Annotated in this window: 13 protein-coding genes; 2 read left to right on the forward strand and 11 right to left on the reverse strand. The window is 74.1% G+C overall.

Annotated elements, in window-relative coordinates:
- Positions 1-28 precede the first annotated feature (28 nt).
- Positions 29-1,006, forward strand: a complete 978-nt coding sequence (locus FIC82_RS15170) for a hypothetical protein (RefSeq protein WP_216609913.1) — start codon at positions 29-31, stop codon at positions 1,004-1,006.
- A 401-nt stretch (positions 1,007-1,407) separates the two neighbouring features.
- Here FIC82_RS15170 and FIC82_RS15175 read toward each other — a convergent pair whose 3' ends face one another.
- The 3 genes from FIC82_RS15175 to fdxA all read right to left on the reverse strand — a co-directional run bounded on the left by FIC82_RS15175 (position 1,408) and on the right by fdxA (position 4,304).
- On the reverse strand, positions 1,408-2,706 hold the full coding sequence (locus FIC82_RS15175) for a citrate synthase (protein ID WP_154799061.1): 1,299 nt from the start codon (positions 2,704-2,706) through the stop codon (positions 1,408-1,410).
- Between the two features lie 127 nt (positions 2,707-2,833).
- Positions 2,834-3,970: a succinyldiaminopimelate transaminase gene (gene dapC, locus FIC82_RS15180; protein ID WP_168731951.1), complete on the reverse strand. Its 1,137-nt coding sequence runs from the start codon at positions 3,968-3,970 to the stop codon at positions 2,834-2,836.
- Positions 3,971-3,986: 16 nt separating this feature from the next.
- Positions 3,987-4,304, reverse strand: coding sequence for a ferredoxin (fdxA, locus tag FIC82_RS15185; RefSeq protein ID WP_024841122.1), 318 nt, complete (start codon positions 4,302-4,304; stop codon positions 3,987-3,989).
- 155 nt (positions 4,305-4,459) lie between these two features.
- On the opposite strand from fdxA, the gene FIC82_RS15190 reads away from it, so the two are divergent.
- The gene (locus tag FIC82_RS15190) at positions 4,460-4,753 is read left to right on the forward strand and encodes a putative acetyltransferase (RefSeq protein WP_168731952.1); all 294 of its coding nucleotides are present in this window, start codon (positions 4,460-4,462) and stop codon (positions 4,751-4,753) included.
- 22 nt (positions 4,754-4,775) lie between these two features.
- Here FIC82_RS15190 and FIC82_RS15195 read toward each other — a convergent pair whose 3' ends face one another.
- From FIC82_RS15195 to FIC82_RS15230, 8 genes are all read right to left on the reverse strand, one after another.
- Positions 4,776-5,771: a prephenate dehydrogenase gene (locus FIC82_RS15195; protein ID WP_253691211.1), complete on the reverse strand. Its 996-nt coding sequence runs from the start codon at positions 5,769-5,771 to the stop codon at positions 4,776-4,778.
- Complete coding sequence (locus FIC82_RS15200; protein ID WP_253691212.1) at positions 5,768-6,727, reverse strand: prephenate dehydratase; 960 nt, start codon at positions 6,725-6,727, stop codon at positions 5,768-5,770. The genes FIC82_RS15195 and FIC82_RS15200 overlap by 4 nt, the downstream gene beginning before the upstream one ends.
- Positions 6,724-7,641 carry a hypothetical protein gene (locus tag FIC82_RS15205; RefSeq protein WP_154799062.1) on the reverse strand — a complete coding sequence of 306 codons (918 nt, stop codon included), beginning with the start codon at positions 7,639-7,641 and terminating at the stop codon, positions 6,724-6,726. Before FIC82_RS15205 ends, FIC82_RS15200 begins: the two co-directional genes overlap by 4 nt.
- Before the next feature lie 33 nt (positions 7,642-7,674).
- Positions 7,675-10,731 carry a VanW family protein gene (locus FIC82_RS15210; protein WP_253691213.1) on the reverse strand — a complete coding sequence of 1,019 codons (3,057 nt, stop codon included), beginning with the start codon at positions 10,729-10,731 and terminating at the stop codon, positions 7,675-7,677.
- Positions 10,732-10,807: 76 nt separating this feature from the next.
- On the reverse strand, positions 10,808-11,257 hold the full coding sequence (locus FIC82_RS15215) for a hypothetical protein (protein WP_216609914.1): 450 nt from the start codon (positions 11,255-11,257) through the stop codon (positions 10,808-10,810).
- Between the two features lie 10 nt (positions 11,258-11,267).
- Positions 11,268-12,302, reverse strand: coding sequence for a PIG-L family deacetylase (locus FIC82_RS15220; protein WP_253691214.1), 1,035 nt, complete (start codon positions 12,300-12,302; stop codon positions 11,268-11,270).
- Between the two features lie 13 nt (positions 12,303-12,315).
- Entirely contained in the window at positions 12,316-14,226 is a 1,911-nt protein-coding gene (typA, locus tag FIC82_RS15225; protein WP_154799063.1) for a translational GTPase TypA, read from the reverse strand.
- A gap of 275 nt (positions 14,227-14,501) precedes the next feature.
- A complete protein-coding gene (locus tag FIC82_RS15230; protein ID WP_154799064.1) occupies positions 14,502-16,373 on the reverse strand; it encodes a BCCT family transporter in 1,872 nt (623 codons plus the stop codon).
- Between the last annotated feature and the right edge of the window lie 60 nt (positions 16,374-16,433).

Consider the following 16,433-nt stretch of genomic DNA (forward strand, 5'->3'; position numbering starts at 1 on the left):
CCACCCGGCGAGAACGACGGCGTCCCGCATGACCACGACCCGAGCCCCCCGTCCCCGGGACCTGCCGGACGTCGGTCGCGCACGACGCCGACGCCGTCCGCTCCGCACCGCGGTCACCCTCCTCACGGTCGCCGCGGTCGGGGTGGGCGGCGTCGTCGTCGCCCTCAACCGGCTCGACGCCGACACACCCGTCGCCGAGCGGTGCGCCGCGACCGCCGACGGCCGCACCTGGTACCTGTCCGTCACCCAGGCGGACAACGCGGCGCTGATCGCCGTCGCCGCCGAGCGCCGCGGCCTCCCTGCCCGGGCCGCGACCATCGGGCTCGCGACGGCGCTCCAGGAGTCCCGGCTCGTCAACATCGACTATGGCGACCGCGACTCCGTCGGCCTGTTCCAGCAGCGCCCGTCCCAGGGCTGGGGCAGCGTCGAGCAGATCATGGACCCCGTCTACTCGACCGGCGCGTTCTACGACGTGCTCGAGACGGTCGAGGGGTTCGAGGCGATGGAGGTCACCGTCGCCGCGCAGACCGTCCAACGCTCCGCCTTCCCCGACGCCTACGCCCAGCACGAGCCGCGGTCGCGCGCGTGGGCCTCCGCGCTCACCGGCTGGTCCCCTGCGTCGCTCACGTGCGACCTCGCCCCGGTGGCCGCGACCGAGGTCCCCGCCGAAGGCGACCCCACGCAGACGTTCCAGGACCGCCTCGTCCGCGACCTCGGCGACGGCGCCCGCGCCGTACCGTTCGACGGCGGCGACGGGAGCACGGTCCAGGTCGACGCCTCCGGTCTGCCGACCGCGGCCCAGGACGGTGGCCTCGACCGCGCGGCCTGGGCCGTCGCCCAGTGGGCCGTCGCCACCGCGGACGCGACGGACGTCGTCGCCGTCGAGGTCGGCGACCGCCGCTGGTCCCGCGACGACTCGACCTGGGCCTCGCTCGACCCGGACGAGCTCGCACCGATCGACCCGGGCCTCGTCCGCGTCCACGTCGCCGTCCCCGAAGAGCCCTGACTGCAGCCGGGTCGCTCGAGGAGCACGGTCGCCCCAGGCGAACGCCGGTGGTCGCGCTGGGTGTCGGGACGACGCCTCGCCTCCGCGGCGAGGTCCGTCGGCTCGAGAAGGCGCGACGACCGAGAGCGGCGGGTGCGGCGTCGGATGCGAAGGGGCGTCAGAGCCGCGCTCCAAGAACCCACGGCCGAGAGACCGAGGTGACGGGCGCGGCAGCCCCGAGCACCGACGCCGTACCCGCCGCGGACCCGACCACCGCCCGGTACCCGATCGAGCGCCAAGCCCGTGCCCGACGCGGACCCGACCACGTCCGGTGACCCAGTCATGAGCCGGAGCTACCGAGAGACGACGGACGCCGCGCGCTCACCGAGGGGTGAGCGGCGCGGCGTCCGGAGGAGCGGGTGTCAGCGGTCGGAGACCGGGACGTAGTCGCGCTCGGTCTCGCCGACGTAGACCTGGCGCGGGCGGCCGATCTTGGTCTGCGGGTCCTTCATCATCTCGCGCCACTGCGCGATCCAGCCGGGCATGCGGCCGAGCGCGAAGAGCGGCGTGAACATCGCGGGCGAGAAGCCCATCGCCTTGTAGATGAGGCCCGTGTAGAAGTCGACGTTCGGGTAGAGCTTGCGCTCGATGAAGTAGTCGTCGTTGAGCGCGATCTCCTCGAGGCCCATGGCGATGTCGAGGAGCTGGTCCTTCTTGCCGAGGGTCGAGAGCACGGCGTCGGCGGACTTCTTCACGATGGCGGCGCGCGGGTCGTAGTTCTTGTAGACGCGGTGCCCGAAGCCCATGAGGCGGACGCCGTCCTCCTTGTTCTTCACCTTCTTCATGAAGGTGTCGACGTCGTACTCGGCGCCCGCGATCTTGTCGAGCATCGTCAGGACGGACTCGTTCGCGCCGCCGTGCAGCGGGCCGGAGAGCGCGTTGACGCCCGCCGCGACGGACGCGTAGAGGTTCGCGTGCGACGAGCCGACGACGCGCACCGTGGACGTCGAGCAGTTCTGCTCGTGGTCGGCGTGCAGGATGAGCAGCTTGTCGAGCGCGTCGACGACGACCGGGTCGGCGTCGTACTGCTGGTACGGCGTCGCGAAGGTCATGCGCAGGAAGTCGTCGACGTAACCGCGCGAGTAGTCGGGGTACAGCAGCGGCTCGCCGACGCGGCGGCGGTGCAGGTAGGACGTGATGGTGCGGGTCTTCGCGAGGAGCAGGACCGTCGCGAGCTCGACCGTCTCGTCGTCGAACGGGTCGAGCGACTCCGGGTAGAACGTCGACAGGGCGTTGATCGCGGACGAGAGCACGGCCATCGGGTGGGCGTTGCGCGGGAACGTCCCCATGAAGGTGCGGAAGTCCTCGTGCACCAGGGTGTGGCGGTTCACGCGCTCGACGAACGCCTCGAGCGTCGGGGTGTCGGGGAGCTCTCCGTGGATGAGGAGGTACGCGACCTCGAGGAAGCTCGACTGCTCGGCGAGCTGCTCGATGGGGTACCCGCGGTACCGCAGGATGCCGGCGTCGCCGTCGATGTACGTGATGCTCGACTCGCACGACGCCGTGTTCATGAAGCCCGGGTCGACGGTCACGAGGCCGGTCGACTTGAGCAAGGAGGACACGACGATGCCGTCGTTGCCGTCGGTCGCCGCGACCACGGGCAGGTCCTGCGCCTGGTCGTCGACGAGGAGGCGGACCTTCGCCTGCTGAGTGGTGGTCATGGTTCCCTTCCATGCTGCTGCTCGCGCCGTTGCCGCGCGGTCGACCGTACCCCGCTTCACCCGCACGTGACCAATCCGGAACCGTCACGAGAACACCACACCTCTGTGAGGCAGGTCACGTCAGAGTTCAGGCTCCGGAGAGTCGAGCGGCGGCCTCGTGGACGCGCTCGTCCGTCGCGGTGAGCGCGACGCGGACGTGCCCCGCACCCTCCGGTCCGTAGAACGCCCCCGGCCCGACGAGTATGCCCAGGTCGGCGAACCTCGACACGGTTCGCCAGCAGTCCACGGCCTCGGCCTCGGCCTCGGTCGGCCTCGACCACAGGTACAGCCCCGCCTCGGAGTGGTCGACCGTCAGCCCGGAGGAGCCGAGCGCCGCGACGAGCACCTCGCGGCGCCGCGCGTAGACCTCGCGCTGCGCGGCGACGTGCGCGTCGTCGGACAGCGCGGCCACCATCGCGGCCTGCACCGGCGCGGGGACGATCATCCCGAGGTGCTTGCGCGTCGCGAGCAGGTCGGCGACGAGGGCGGGGTCACCCGCGACGAACGCGGCCCGGTAGCCCGCCATGCTCGACTGCTTCGAGAGCGAGTAGGTGACGAGGAGGCTCTCGTGCGACCCGCCCGAGACCGCCGGGTCGAGCAGGCTGGGCACGCCGCGCGTCGCGTACGGCTCGGCCCACGCGAGCTCCGCGTAGCACTCGTCGCTCGCGACGACTGCCCCGATCCCGCGGGCGGCCGCGACCACGCGCGCGAGGTGGGCGGCGTCGAGCACACGCCCTGTCGGGTTGCTCGGGGAGTTCACCCAGACGAGGCGCACGTCGGTGCGCCCGGCCCACTCGTCGACGTCGTCGGTCGCGAGCGGCGTCGCGCCGGCGAGGCGTGCTCCGACGTCGTACGTGGGGTAGGCGGTGCGCGGGTGCACGACGACGTCGCCCGGCCCGAGACGCAGGAGCGCGGGCAGGAGACCGACGAGCTCCTTGCTGCCGACGGTGGGCAGCACTGCGTCCGGGTCCAGGCCGGGCACGCCACGCCGGCGCGCGAACCAGGCGGACACGGCCTCGCGCAGGGCCGCCGTGCCGTGCGTCGTCGGGTACCCGTGCGCGTCCGACGCCGCGGCGAGCGCGTCGCGCACGACGGCGGGGGTCGGGTCGACGGGCGTCCCGATCGACAGGTCGACGACGCCCCGCGGGTGCGCGCGGGCGCGCTCCGCGTACGGGGTCAGCGTGTCCCAGGGATAGGCGAGACCGGAGAGGTCGGCGAGACCCACGGGCGGTGCCGGGGGCTCAGGCCTGCGGCGGCAGGGCGGCGATCATCGGGTCGTCCTTCTCGATGAGACCCATCTTCGCGGCGCCGCCGGGCGAGCCGAGGTCGTCGAAGAACTCGACGTTCGCGCGGTAGTAGTCGCTCCACTCCGTCGGGACGTCGTCCTCGTAGTAGATGGCCTCGACGGGGCAGACCGGCTCGCAGGCACCGCAGTCCACGCACTCGTCGGGGTGGATGTACAGCGACCGCTTGCCCTCGTAGATGCAGTCGACCGGACACTCCTCGATGCACGCCTTGTCCTTGACGTCCACGCACGGCTGGGCGATCACGTAAGTCACGACCGGGTACCTTTCTGGATTCGTCCGGACCCCGGCCCGGCGAGGGGCGAGGTCACGACAGGGAGACGCAGGACTAGTATCGCTCAGGTCGGGCGGTGCCCGACCCTCCCTGACCAGCCCGTGGACGAACGTCACAGACCCGAGGAGCTCCTGCCGTGCCCGACGCGCCCTGGACCGCGTGGGCCCCTGGCACCCGGGTCGTCGTCCGCCGTCGCCTCACCGACGACGAGGCGGCCGCCGCGGGCAAGCCCCTCACCGACGTCATCGGGGTGGTCGTGCGGACGACCGCCACGGAGCTCGTGCTGCGGGAGGACGCGGGCGGGAGCGCCGCCCCGCCGCACCGCGGTCACGGCGTCCACGACGAGCCCCCTCCCCTCGTCACGGTGCCGCTCGACGCGATCGTGGCCGGCAAGCCGGTGCCGCCGCGCCCTCCGCGACGCCCCTCCTGACGCCGGACGTCGAGACGTCGTCTCAGGCGACGACGACCGCGCCGTCCTCCACGTCCACGACGACGGCGCCGCGCGCACCCGCACCGGCGAGCGCCGTCCGCCAGTCCCCCGCGTCGTCGAGGTCGACGCGCAGCCGCTCCCCGCTCCCGGCCACCGGCGCCGGTCCGCGCACCGGGTCGGGCCGGTCGAAGAACTCCCCCACGGGCGCGTTCGACTCGAGCGCCCGGACGAGCTGCTCCAGGTCGCGCACGACGACGCGCAGCGCCGAGGCCACCCACGCCGCGTTGTCCGTGACCATCGCCTCGGTGCGCCGCGCGTCGGTGCGACCCACGCGCGTCGCGTCACGGAAGCTGCCCGCGGCGAGCCCGAGCGCGACGTCCCGCACGGGCGCGTCCGCGACGACGCCCAGGAGCTCGGTGGCGAGGACGTGCGGGACGTGGCTGACGAGCGCCGTCGACTCGTCGTGGACCTCGTCCGTGAGGACGTGGACGGTCCCGCCGAGGGGCCCGGTCACGAGCCGCAGCACCGTCACGAACCCCCCTCGCGGCGTCGTCCCGTCGACCGTGACGGCCCAGCGCGCGCCGTCGAGCATCGCGGGGTCGGACGCCTCGAAGCCGGAGTGCTCGGTGCCCGCCATGGGGTGCGCCCCGACGTAGCGGGACTCGAGGCCCGCGGACCGGACGGCGTCGCGCACCGCGCCCTTCACGCTCCCGACGTCCGTGACGACGGTCGCGCCGCGCACGTGCCGCCCGACCTCGGCCGCGACCGACCGCATGGCCCGGAGCGGCACCGCGAGCACGAGCACGTCGGGCTCCTGCGCGCACACGTCCGCCAGGTCGCCGACGACCCGCAGTCCCGCGGCGCGCGCCGCGGCGCGCGTCGCGGCGGTCGCGTCGTGCGCGGTCACGTCGACGCCCTGCGCGTGCAGGAGCCGCGCGACCGACCCGCCGACCAGCCCGAGCCCGACGACCCCCACCCGCAGCCCGACCCCGCTCGTCCGGCCCACGTCGGCGGTCACCACAGCAGTCCCGCCGCGAGCCCGGTCGGCTCCGTCGACGCGTCGACGCTGCCGACGGGGACGTGCGCGACGTCGACGTCGGCGTGCACCGACTCGTCGAGCTCGCCCCGCGCCGGCACGACCCCGAGCGTCTTGAGCGCGTCGCCCGCGCGCACGAGGTCGTCGAGCACGGCGCGCACCGGCGCGTCCCAGGGGGCGCCGTCGACCGTCAGGACGAAGACGTACGTGCCGGCGACCGCCTTGAGCGGGCGGGTGATGAGGCTCGACAGGTTGACGCCGCGCTCCCCGAACGAGCGCGTGATGCGGGCGAGCACACCCGGCCCGGTGACGACCGGCGTCACGGCCAGCATGGTGCGCCACGGGCCGTCGCGGCGGTCGCGCGCGCGGCCGAGCGCGGCGGTCGCCTCGGCGCGCGGCGCGAGCACGAGGAACCGGGTCCGCGCCCCCGCGAAGTCCTCCACGGCGCGCTCGAAGGTCTCCAGGCCGTAGAGCTCACCGCAGATGGTCGGGCCGAGAGCGACCTGGTGCGGTCCGGCGTCACGGCACGCGGCCGCGTTCGACGACGCGGCGAGCGGGACGAGACCGGTCCTGCGGACGAATTCCTGGCACTGCGCGAGGCCGTGCGGGTGGGCGGTGACCTCGGTCAGCTCGCCGTGGCCGGGCCGGACGAACGCGTCGAACGAGATGTCGAGCACGACCTCGTCGACCGCGACCACGGTCGCGCTCCCGACGATCGCGTCGAGCGAGGGCACCACGTACCCCTCGACCGTGTTCTCGATCGCGACGACCCCGCGCTCGAGCTCGCCCGCGGCGACGCCCGCGAACACGTCCGCGACCGTCGCGCGCGCGGCGAGGCGGTCCGGCCGACCGGAGTCGTCCGCGCGTCCTGCGGACCAGCCGGCCGCGGCCTGGTGCGTGAACGACCCCTCGGGGCCGAGGTAGCCGAGGACGCTCACGCGGGCACGGGTTCCGGGGCCGAGGCCCAGCGGGGTTCGAGCGCGTCCGGGCCGGGCACGAACTCCTGGCCCGGCAGGACCGCCAGCACCCGGTGCGCGACGCCCCGCTCGGCGAAGCCGCCCACGAGGCCGTCGAGGGTCTCGGCGTCGGGGCACGAGAACGCGCAGAAGAAGATGTGCGGCCCCGCCTGCGATCGGTGGCTCCGCAGGTGCTGGAGGTCGATGCCGGCCCGCGCGACGAGGGAGAGGGTCTCCTGCAACGAGCCGCGGTGGTCGTCACGGGGCCCGAACGCCAGCCAGACCTGGGCGACGCCCTCGACCCGGGGCGCCTTCTCGCGGCTCTCCAGCAGGCCGTACCAGACCGGCGCCCCCTCCCCGAGGAGCTCGCTCCCGGAGAGCTCCGCGTACCCGAGCGCGGCGAGCGTGCCCTCGGCGACGGAGCGCTCCACGACGAGGCTCCCGTCCGGCCCCGCGAGGGCGACCCTGTCCTCCAGGGACGTACGGGTCGGGACGAGCGACGGGCTCACGCCCATCGTCCGCAGCACGTGCCGGCGGTCCCGCATGCCCGCCTCGTCGACGACGACGTGCCCCGTCAGCTCGCGCGCGGACGCCGAGCGGCCGACCCAGACCCACTGCGCCGGCACGGCCGTCGCACCCGTGAGCACGAGCGACGGCGGCCCGGCCAGGAGAGCCCTCTCGAGCTCGTGCGAAGGCTGGGCAGGGTGGCCGAGGTGCACGACCGCCGCCAGCCCGTCGATGCTCGCGACCGTCGAGAGGGTCGCGGTGGTCGACCCCAGGTCGAGCAGCGCCTGCACGTCGGGACCCGCCTCGGCGGGTTCGCCCGCCGACCACCCGGCCGACGTCGCCGCGAGCAGCGCCTGCGCCCCCGACTCCCGTTCGCTGCGTCCGAGCATGGGACCTCCGTGTGTGTGCGTGGACCGCGTCGCCTACTCGCAGACGACCGCGTTGTCCGGCTTGTACGTCCACCGGTAGGACTCGTCCTTGACGAGCTCGCCCTCGCGGTAGACCTTGCGGTAGTTCGTGATGGAGAAGCCCGGGCTGCCCGCGGGCGTCGGGGCGCAGTCCGCCCCGGAGTGCGTCACCGTGGAGGGCTGGACCACGTTCGACTTGCCGCTCGACGACGTCTCCACGTCGTAGTACTTGGTGCTCCAGATCGCGACGTGCAGCTGACCGCCCCCGACCCAGGACTGCATGAGCAGGCCGTACGGGGTGTCGTTCTTGAACCTCATGTCGATCGAGCCGACGAAGATCGTCGCCTCGCGCCCCGCGGGGTACCGCTCGAACCAGTAGCTGTGCGGCCGGTGCTCGACGTCCTCGAGGCCCGCGAAGAACCCCGCGTTGTACGTCGTCGTGGCCATCTGCGACAGTCCGCCGCCGACGCCCTCGGTGTGCCGGCCGCTCTCGACGATGCCTGCGGCGTAGTAGCCGCCCTCGAGCGTGATCGGTGACAGCGTGTCGACGAGAGAGAAGGTCTCGCCAGGCTTGATCAGGGTCCCCGTCACCTTCTCCGCGCCGCGACGCAGGTTCGCGGTCCGGACCGGGACGTTCGGCACCGGCGTCGAGAACTCCGAGACCTTCTCCTTGATCCCGAGCGCCTCGAGCGCGGCGACCGACTGCGCCGGGTCCGACTCGACGAGCTCGACCGTCGCGGTCCGCTCGTCGCCCGAGGCCGCGGTCGTGACCGCGGCCGAGAGCGCCGCCGGGTCGATCGTCGTGCCCGGCTCGCCGCCCTCGATCACCGGTGCGCCGTCCACGAAGACGAAGTGGGCGTCGTCTGCCGCGGTGAGCAGGTCGTTCGTCCGGTCGACGACGGCGTCCACGAGCAGGGCGCCGTCGAAGGTCAGGGTGAGCACGCCGTCCGTCGCCGCGAACGAGGCGGCGCCCGCGAGCGCCTCGGGGGGCAGCTCGGGGTTCTGCCCGCCCACGGACACGACGACGGGTGCGGACACCACCTTCTGCGCCTGGGCGAGCGCCGCGCCCGTCTCCTCCTGCGTGATGGCGGGCTCCACGGGCTCCGTCGGGAGCTCGACCGGCCCCTCCGTGACGAGCCAGCTCGACGTGACGACGGCCGGGACCTCGTCCGCGACGAGCGCCGTGCCGTCGACGGCCGCGGTGCTCGTCGGCGCGCCGTCGACGAACTGCACGGTGCCGTCGACGGGCTCGATCTCGAGGGCGCCACGCAGGGTCTCGACCTGGGCGTCGAGAGCGTCGTCGTCGACCGTGAGGACGGGGAGCTGGTCCTTGCCGCCGAAGAGGTGCTGCCAGAGCCGGGCCGGGCTCATCGAGAACGCGGTGAGCTCCTCGGCCGTGGCCTCGGCATCGAACGCGAGGCCCGCGGACGCCGGGTCGAGCGTCGTGCTCGCCTCGCCCGCGGTGAGCGTGATCGGCTCGGCCGCGCGCGGCCCCAGCTCGGACTCGAGCGTGTCCTGCGCCGCCGTACGGGTGAGGCCACCGACGTCGACGCCCGCGACGCTCGTGCCGCTCGGGACCTTGTCGGAGAAGAACCACTGCGCGCCCGTGTACAGGCCGCCCAGGACGAGGACGCCGACACCGGTCCAGAGCAGGCCGCGCACCCACCCGCGACGCGGCGCCTCCTCCTCGAACCCCTCGAACGGCGAGGTCTCGCGGGAGTCGTCCGGGGGCACGGGGGCGAACGCGCCGCCGAGGCCGGCGGCCAGGGGCACGGTGCCCGCTGCGGGTGCGGGCTCGGCGGACGGGGCCGACGGCGCCGACGGCGCGGAGGGAGCCGACCGGACCGAGGTACGGACGACGGGCTCGGGCCGGGACCACGGGTCGACGGGCGGGATCACCTGGGTCGCGTCCGCCGCGGGCGCGGAGGACGGCGGCTCCTCGACGGGGGCGGTCGAGGGCGTCGCGGGCGACGGCACGACCGGGACGACCGCGGTCACCTCGGCCGCGGGCTCGTCGTCCTTCGCGGCGGACCCGGCGTCGACGCGCTCGGCGTCGGGTGCGTCCTCGGTCCCCGGCGCGGGGACGAGGACGGCAGGGACGTTCGGGTCGAACGCGAAGACGCGCGGCACGTAGGGCTCGTCCTCGCCCTCGTCGTCGCCCTGGTCGGCGGCCGGGTCGTCGCCCTGACCGTGGCCCGTGGAGGCGACCGGCGACGGAGCCTCGACCGGCCCGTCGGTCGGTGCGACCGTGGTCTCGTCGACCGCCGGGGTCGACGGCTCCCCGGCCACCGCGCCGTCGGTGGCGGGCTCCCCGGGCGTCTGGGGCCCGGCGGGCTCTTCGGACCCGGCGAGAACGGGCGCCGCAGGTTCCGCACCCGCAGGCTCCTGGGTCACGGGGGCCGACACGGAAACCGCCGACGGCACGTCGTCGGTCATCGGGGCGACCGGCTCGGTGGCGGCAGGCTCCGTCACGGGGTCGACGGCGGGTTCCGCCGAGGACTGCGAGCCCGCCTCCGGGACGGGCTCGGTGGCCGGCTCCGCCGGGGCCTCGGCGGACGTCGCGGCGGCGGGCTCGACGACCCGGTCCGGGGCGTCGTCGCCGGAGGGTGTGGCCGCCTCGCTCTCGTGCGCAGGCGCCGAGCCGGTGGACGGGTCGCCCGCCGCCTCGCGAACGGGATCGGTCGTCGTCTCGGTCGTCGCCTCGGCCTCGTCCACGACGACGCCCTCCTGCGCCGCGGGGGCGGGCGCCGCGATCTCGTCGACCGGGCCGTCCGTCGCGCCGGCTCCGTCCTGCCGCGACGCGTCGGGGGCCGTGTCGGGGGCGGCGTCGACGGTCGCCGTACCCGCCTCCGCGCCGGTCTCGTCCTCGCCCGCCGGCGTCGCGTCCTCGGCAGTGGCCGCCCCGGGCGCCGTCTCCTCGGGCTCCGGCACGGGAGTCGTCGTCCCGGTGGCGCCGGGCGTGCCCGGCTCGTCGGCCGCGAGCGGCGTCGCCTCGGGGGCGGGCCCTGCAGGCTCCGGCGATCCGTCCTGGGGGGAGTCGAGATCGGCGTCTCGGTCGGTCGGCTGACCCATCCACTGTCTCCGTGACGAAGGGCGCGCGGGTGCCCGCGCGACGACGAGGGGTGTGCGGGGACCCGCACGCCGAATTCTAGCGGGACGCGAGGGGGTCCTCGGGCCCGTCGTCCCTGGTGGGACGCCCGTGGAGAGGCCCGCGGACGGGCCGGTCGCTGAACCACGAGCGCGGCAGGAAGGCGACCGCCGCGACGACGAGCAGTCCGCCGTAGATCCACACGTACCCGACCGGCTCGCTGGGGACGAGCACGTCACCGCCGGGGCCCTCCAGCGAGAGGAGCTGGACGACGACGACCCATCCGATCCCGTACCCGAGCAGACCCGCGAGGCCGCCCCACGCGCGCGCGAGGACGCCCGCGGCGAGCACGGCCAGCAGCGCGAGCACGATGCCCGCCCCGGCGCCCCCGGGGAGGTCGATCCCGAGCAGGTGCGCCCGGTGCGCGACGGTGCCGACGAGCCCGACGAGCACGCCGACGAGCGCGCACGTCACCCCGCGGCCCACGAGCCGCCCCATACCGGTCTCCACGGGCCCCAGGTTAGCGCGCGGCACCCGGCGGAACCGGGCCGTCCGGGAGAGCGCGGCCGGAGGGAGCGTAGAACTCGTGTGAAGGGACGGGCGCGAGCACGTCGTTGCTCAGGGCGAACCATCCGAGCAGGTGGCGCTCCCCCGGGCCGCCGACGCTCTCGGTGTCGGCGTCCCCCGCGACCTGCTGGACCTGCGTCGCGTGCGCGCGCATCGCGGCGAGGACCTCGTCGAGGACCGGCGCGACGGGCACGGTCACGAGCCGCGGCAGCGACCCGTCGGGGCGAGCGACGGGCGGGAGGTCCTCGTCGGGGTCGGGCAGGGTGAGCTCCGGGCGCGCGGCGAGCACCGCGCGGACCGCGGGGTGCGTGGCGAGGTCGCGACGGGCCGCGCGCACCGCGCTCTCGGGTGCGACGGCGAGCCAGAGCGCGGGCAACGGATCGCCCGCCGCGTCGAGCAGCTCCAGCGCGCGGACGGTGACGTCGTGCGCGCGCACGTGGTCGGGGTGGCCGTAGCCGCCGCCGAGCTCGTACGTCGCGACGACGGCGGGTCGACGGTCGCGCACGACGGCGGCCAGGCGGGCGCCCGCCTCGTCGAGCGGGACGCCGACGAACGCGCGGGGCGGGAGGCCGGTGGCGACCGCGCTCGCGACGCCCGGTGCGACCCACGCCATCCCGGAGTCCTCGTAGCGCGGGTCAGCACCGCCGTCGGGCACCTCGCCCGCCCCGGGGAGCGCGACCGTGTCGAGAAAGACGTGGTCCGCGACGCCGAGGGCGGCGAGCGCGCGGGCGAGCTCCCCCTCGCGGTGCGCGGCAAGGGCGGGCCCGTCGCCCTCGAGGTGCCCGACGCCCGTCGGGTGCGCCGGGGTGTCGATCACCTCGCCCCGCTCGCCGCGCGTGCACGTCACCACGGTGACGCGCTGCCCGGCGCGGGCCCAGGTCGCGAGGAGCGCGCCCGTGGCGAGCGTCTCGTCGTCGGGGTGGGCGTGGACGGCCAGCAGGCCGCCGTCGGGCACGACGGCGGCCTGCTGGGACGACGGGACGGTCACCCGTGAGGCGATGTCAGGCGCGCTTGGCGCGCGAGACCGCGCGGGCGCGCTCGGTCTGGTCGAGGAGCACCTTGCGGATGCGGACGACCTCGGGCGTGACCTCGACGCACTCGTCCTCGCGCGCGAACTCGAGCGACTCCTCGAGCGTGAGGTGGCGCGGCGGGACGAGGTTCTCGAAGTTGTCGGCCGTCGACGACCGCATGTTCGTGAGCTTCTTCTCCTTGGTGATGTTCACGTCCATGTCCTCGTTGCGCGAGTTCTCGCCGACGATCATGCCCTCGTAGACCTCCTGCGTGGGGTCGACGAAGAACGAGCCGCGCTCCTGGAGGTTGATCATGGCGAACGGCGTCACCTTGCCGGCGCGGTCGGCCACGAGCGAACCGGTCGTGCGCGTCTCGATGTGCCCGGCCCACGGCTCGTAGCCCTCGGAGATCGAGGCCGCGATGCCCGTGCCGCGCGTCTCCGTGAGGAAGCGCGTGCGGAAGCCGATGAGCCCGCGCGCCGGGACCATGAACTCCATCCGGATCCAGCCCGTGCCGTGGTTGGACATGGTCTCCATGCGGCCCTTGCGCTGCGCGAGGAGCTGCGTGACGTTGCCGAGGTACTCCTCGGGGACGTCGATCGTCATGCGCTCCATCGGCTCGTGCGTCTTGCCGTCGATCGTGCGCGTGACGACCTGCGGCTTGCCGACCGTGAGCTCGAAGCCCTCGCGGCGCATCTGCTCGACGAGGATCGCGAGCGCGAGCTCGCCGCGGCCCTGGACCTCCCACGCGTCGGGGCGCTCGGTCGGCAGGACGCGCAGCGACACGTTGCCGACGAGCTCCGAGTCGAGGCGGTCCTTCACCTGGCGCGCCGTGACCTTGTGGCCCTTGCCGCCCTTGCCCGCGAGCGGCGACGTGTTGATCCCGATGGTCATCGAGATCGCCGGGTCGTCGACCGTGATGAGCGGCAGCGGGCGCGGGTCCTCGGGGTCGGTGAGGGTCTCGCCGATCGTGATGTCCGCGATGCCCGCGACGGCGACGATGTCGCCCGGCGCGGCCGACTCGGTCGGGACGCGGTCGAGCGCCTTGGTCTCGAGGAGCTCGGTGATCTTCACGTTCTGGAGCGTGCCGTCGTGACGGGCCCAGGCGACGACCTGGCCCTTGCGGAGCTCGCCGTTGAAGATGCGCAGCAGCGCGAGACGGCCGAGGAACGGCGACGCGTCGAGGTTCGTGACGTGCGCCTGGAGCGGGGCGCCCTCGTCGTACGTCGGCGCGGGGATCTTCTCGAGGATCGTCGTGAAGAGCGGCTCGAGGTCCTCGTTCGAGGGGAGCTGCCCGTCCAGCGGCTGGTCGAGCGACGCGCGCCCGGCCTTGGCCGACGCGTACACGACGGGGACGTCGAGGATCGCGTCGAGGTCGAGGTCCGGCACCTCGTCCGCGAGGTCGGACGCGAGGCCCAGGAGCAGGTCCGTCGCCTCGGCGACGACCTCGGTGATGCGCGAGTCCGGGCGGTCCACCTTGTTGACGACGATGATGACCGGGAGCTTCGCCGCGAGCGCCTTGCGGAGCACGAAGCGGGTCTGCGGGAGCGGGCCCTCGCTCGCGTCGACGAGCAGGACGACGCCGTCGACCATCGAGAGGCCGCGCTCGACCTCGCCACCGAAGTCGGCGTGACCCGGGGTGTCGATGACGTTGATCGTGATGCCGTCGGGCTCCCCCACCGCCGCGGCGGCCGGGCCGGCGTAGCGGACCGCGGTGTTCTTCGCGAGGATGGTGATGCCCTTCTCGCGCTCGAGGTCACCGGAGTCCATGACGCGGTCGTCCACGTGCTGGTGCGCGGAGAAGGCGCCGGACTGGCGCAGCATCGCGTCGACGAGCGTGGTCTTGCCGTGGTCGACGTGGGCGACGATCGCCACGTTGCGCAGGTCGGAGCGCACAGACATCTACGGTTCTCATTTCGTGGGGTTCGAGGGGCGACGACGGCCGGCCACCTCTGCGCGCACGGCGCGGGAGCAGCCCGCCGCGGCATCACGGAGCACGGGCCGTCACCCGGGCACGGCTATCCTACCGGGTCGCGGTGCCCGCCACCATGACCAGCGTCACTCCCCTCCGCGGGCCGCCTCCCCACGCGGCGCCGGACGACGGGCCGCCCCCTCGGAGCGGAGCGGGCGGGGCCGGTCGCGCAGGCGTCGGTGCGGCGGCGTCGGTGCGGGGGGCGTCAGTGCGGCGGCGTCCCCTTGCGCGCGCGCCGGGTCAGCGGCCGCCACCGGTCCGGCCTGTCGGGATAGAGCTCCTCCCACTGCTCCGAGATGCTCTCCGAGACGTGCGTGGTCACGTGCTCCGTCAGCGCCGCGCGCGCGGCCCGGCGCTCCGCCCGCAGGATCGCGGCGTGCTCCGCGCGCAGTGCGCGGACGGTCGAGACCGCCATCCCGATCATGACGACGGAGAAGGGCAGCGCGATGAGGATCGCCGCGGTCTGGAGCGCCTGGAGCCCGCCTGCGAGCAGGAGCGCGATCGCCAGGAGCCCCGAGACGCCGGCCCAGAAGATGCGGCTCCACGTCGGCGGGTTCGGGTTTCCCCCGCTCGCGAGCATGTCCACGACGAGCGAGCCCGAGTCCGACGATGTCACGAAGAACACGACGATGAGCAGGATCCCGACGACCGAGAGGAGGCTGCCGAGGGGCAGCCCGTCGAAGAGCTGGAACAACGTCGTGTCCGTGTCGACCTCGCCGTCGACGAGCATGCTCCCCGGTTCCGTCAGCTCGCGGTAGAGGGCCGACCCGCCGAAGACCGAGAACCACAGCGTCGTGACGACCGTCGGGACGAGCAGCGTGCCGAGGACGAACTCCCGCACGGTGCGCCCGCGCGAGATCCGGGCGATGAAGACGCCCACGAACGGCGCCCACGAGATCCACCAGCCCCAGTAGAAGATCGTCCACGACGACTGCCACTCGAGCCCGGCCTCGCCCTGGAAGGCCGTCGTGTCGAACGAGAGCCGCACGATGTTCTGGACGTAGTAGCCGAGCGACTGCACCCACTCCCGCAGGAGGAAGAGGGTCGGCCCGAGGGCGAGCACGAGCACGAGGACGACGCCGGCCAGGATCATGTTGCCGTTCGAGAGCCACTTGATCCCCTTCCCCAGTCCCGACACGACCGAGATCGTCGCGAGCGCGGTGATCGCCGCGATGAGGCCGATCTCCAGCGCCGTGCTCGGCTCGACCACGTCGAGGTAGCCGAGCCCGGCCGCGATCTGCAGCACGCCGAACCCGAGGGAGGTCGCGACGCCGAAGACCGTGCCGATGATCGCGACGACGTCGATCACGTCACCGAGCCGTCCCTTGACCCGGTCCCCGAACAGCGGCTCGAGCGCCCAGCGGATCGACACCGGCCGCCCCTTGCGGTGGATCGCGTAGGCGAGCGCGAGCCCCGCGACGACGTAGATCGCCCAGGCGTGGATCCCCCAGTGCAGGTAGCTCTGACCCATCGCTGCCTGGGCGAGCGCCGGGTCGCTCCCCTCGACGCCGGGCTTCGGGCTCACGTAGTGCGAGAGCGGCTCCGCCACGCCCCAGTACACGAGCCCGATGCCCATGCCCGTCGCGAACAGCATCGCGAACCAGACGGGGAGCCGGAAGAGCGGCTCGTCCTCGTCCTTCCCGAGCACGATGTCGCCGAACCGGCTCAGCCCCATCCAGAGGGAGAACACGACGAACCCGGCGACGACGATCACGTAGTACCAGCCGAAGACCCCGATCACGTCGCGCTGGAGCGTCTCCATGAGCGCGGTCACGGAGTCGGTGAAGAGGATCGTGGCGAGCACGAAGAGCAGGATGATGCCCGCGGCGGGGTAGAACACGCGCGGGTCGGGGCGACCCGTGCGGGGGGCTTCCGGGTCGTGCGACGCCGCGACCGCGACCGGCGCGGAGCCGGCCTCCTTGGCGGCGCCGGGGTCCGTGGCGGGGCTCGCTGAGTCCGACGACGGGTCACCGCCGCTCGCGGCCCGGGGCAACGGTGCGCCGCTCTCGTCGTGTCCCTGGTCCCGTGCCTGGTCCCGACCCGGGTCGCCCGGTGTCCCGTCCTCCGTCGTGCTCATGGACCCAGGCTTGCCGCGCGGGCGGTGCGCGGCAACCGGAACGCCTCGGGGGCGACCGCG

Source organism: Cellulosimicrobium protaetiae (genome assembly GCF_009708005.2).
Taxonomy (GTDB): domain Bacteria; phylum Actinomycetota; class Actinomycetes; order Actinomycetales; family Cellulomonadaceae; genus Cellulosimicrobium; species Cellulosimicrobium protaetiae.

What these genes read in the sequence shown, in the direction of transcription:
- FIC82_RS15170 (WP_216609913.1), top strand. Translation starts at nt 29, where the DNA reads ATGACCACGACCCGAGCCCCCCGTCCCCGGGACCTGCCGGACGTCGGT.
- FIC82_RS15175 (WP_154799061.1), bottom strand. Translation starts at nt 2,706, where the DNA reads ATGACCACCACTCAGCAGGCGAAGGTCCGCCTCCTCGTCGACGACCAG.
- FIC82_RS15205 (WP_154799062.1), bottom strand. Translation starts at nt 7,641, where the DNA reads ATGCTCGGACGCAGCGAACGGGAGTCGGGGGCGCAGGCGCTGCTCGCG.
- FIC82_RS15210 (WP_253691213.1), bottom strand. Translation starts at nt 10,731, where the DNA reads ATGGGTCAGCCGACCGACCGAGACGCCGATCTCGACTCCCCCCAGGAC.
- typA (WP_154799063.1), bottom strand. Translation starts at nt 14,226, where the DNA reads ATGTCTGTGCGCTCCGACCTGCGCAACGTGGCGATCGTCGCCCACGTC.
- FIC82_RS15230 (WP_154799064.1), bottom strand. Translation starts at nt 16,373, where the DNA reads ATGAGCACGACGGAGGACGGGACACCGGGCGACCCGGGTCGGGACCAG.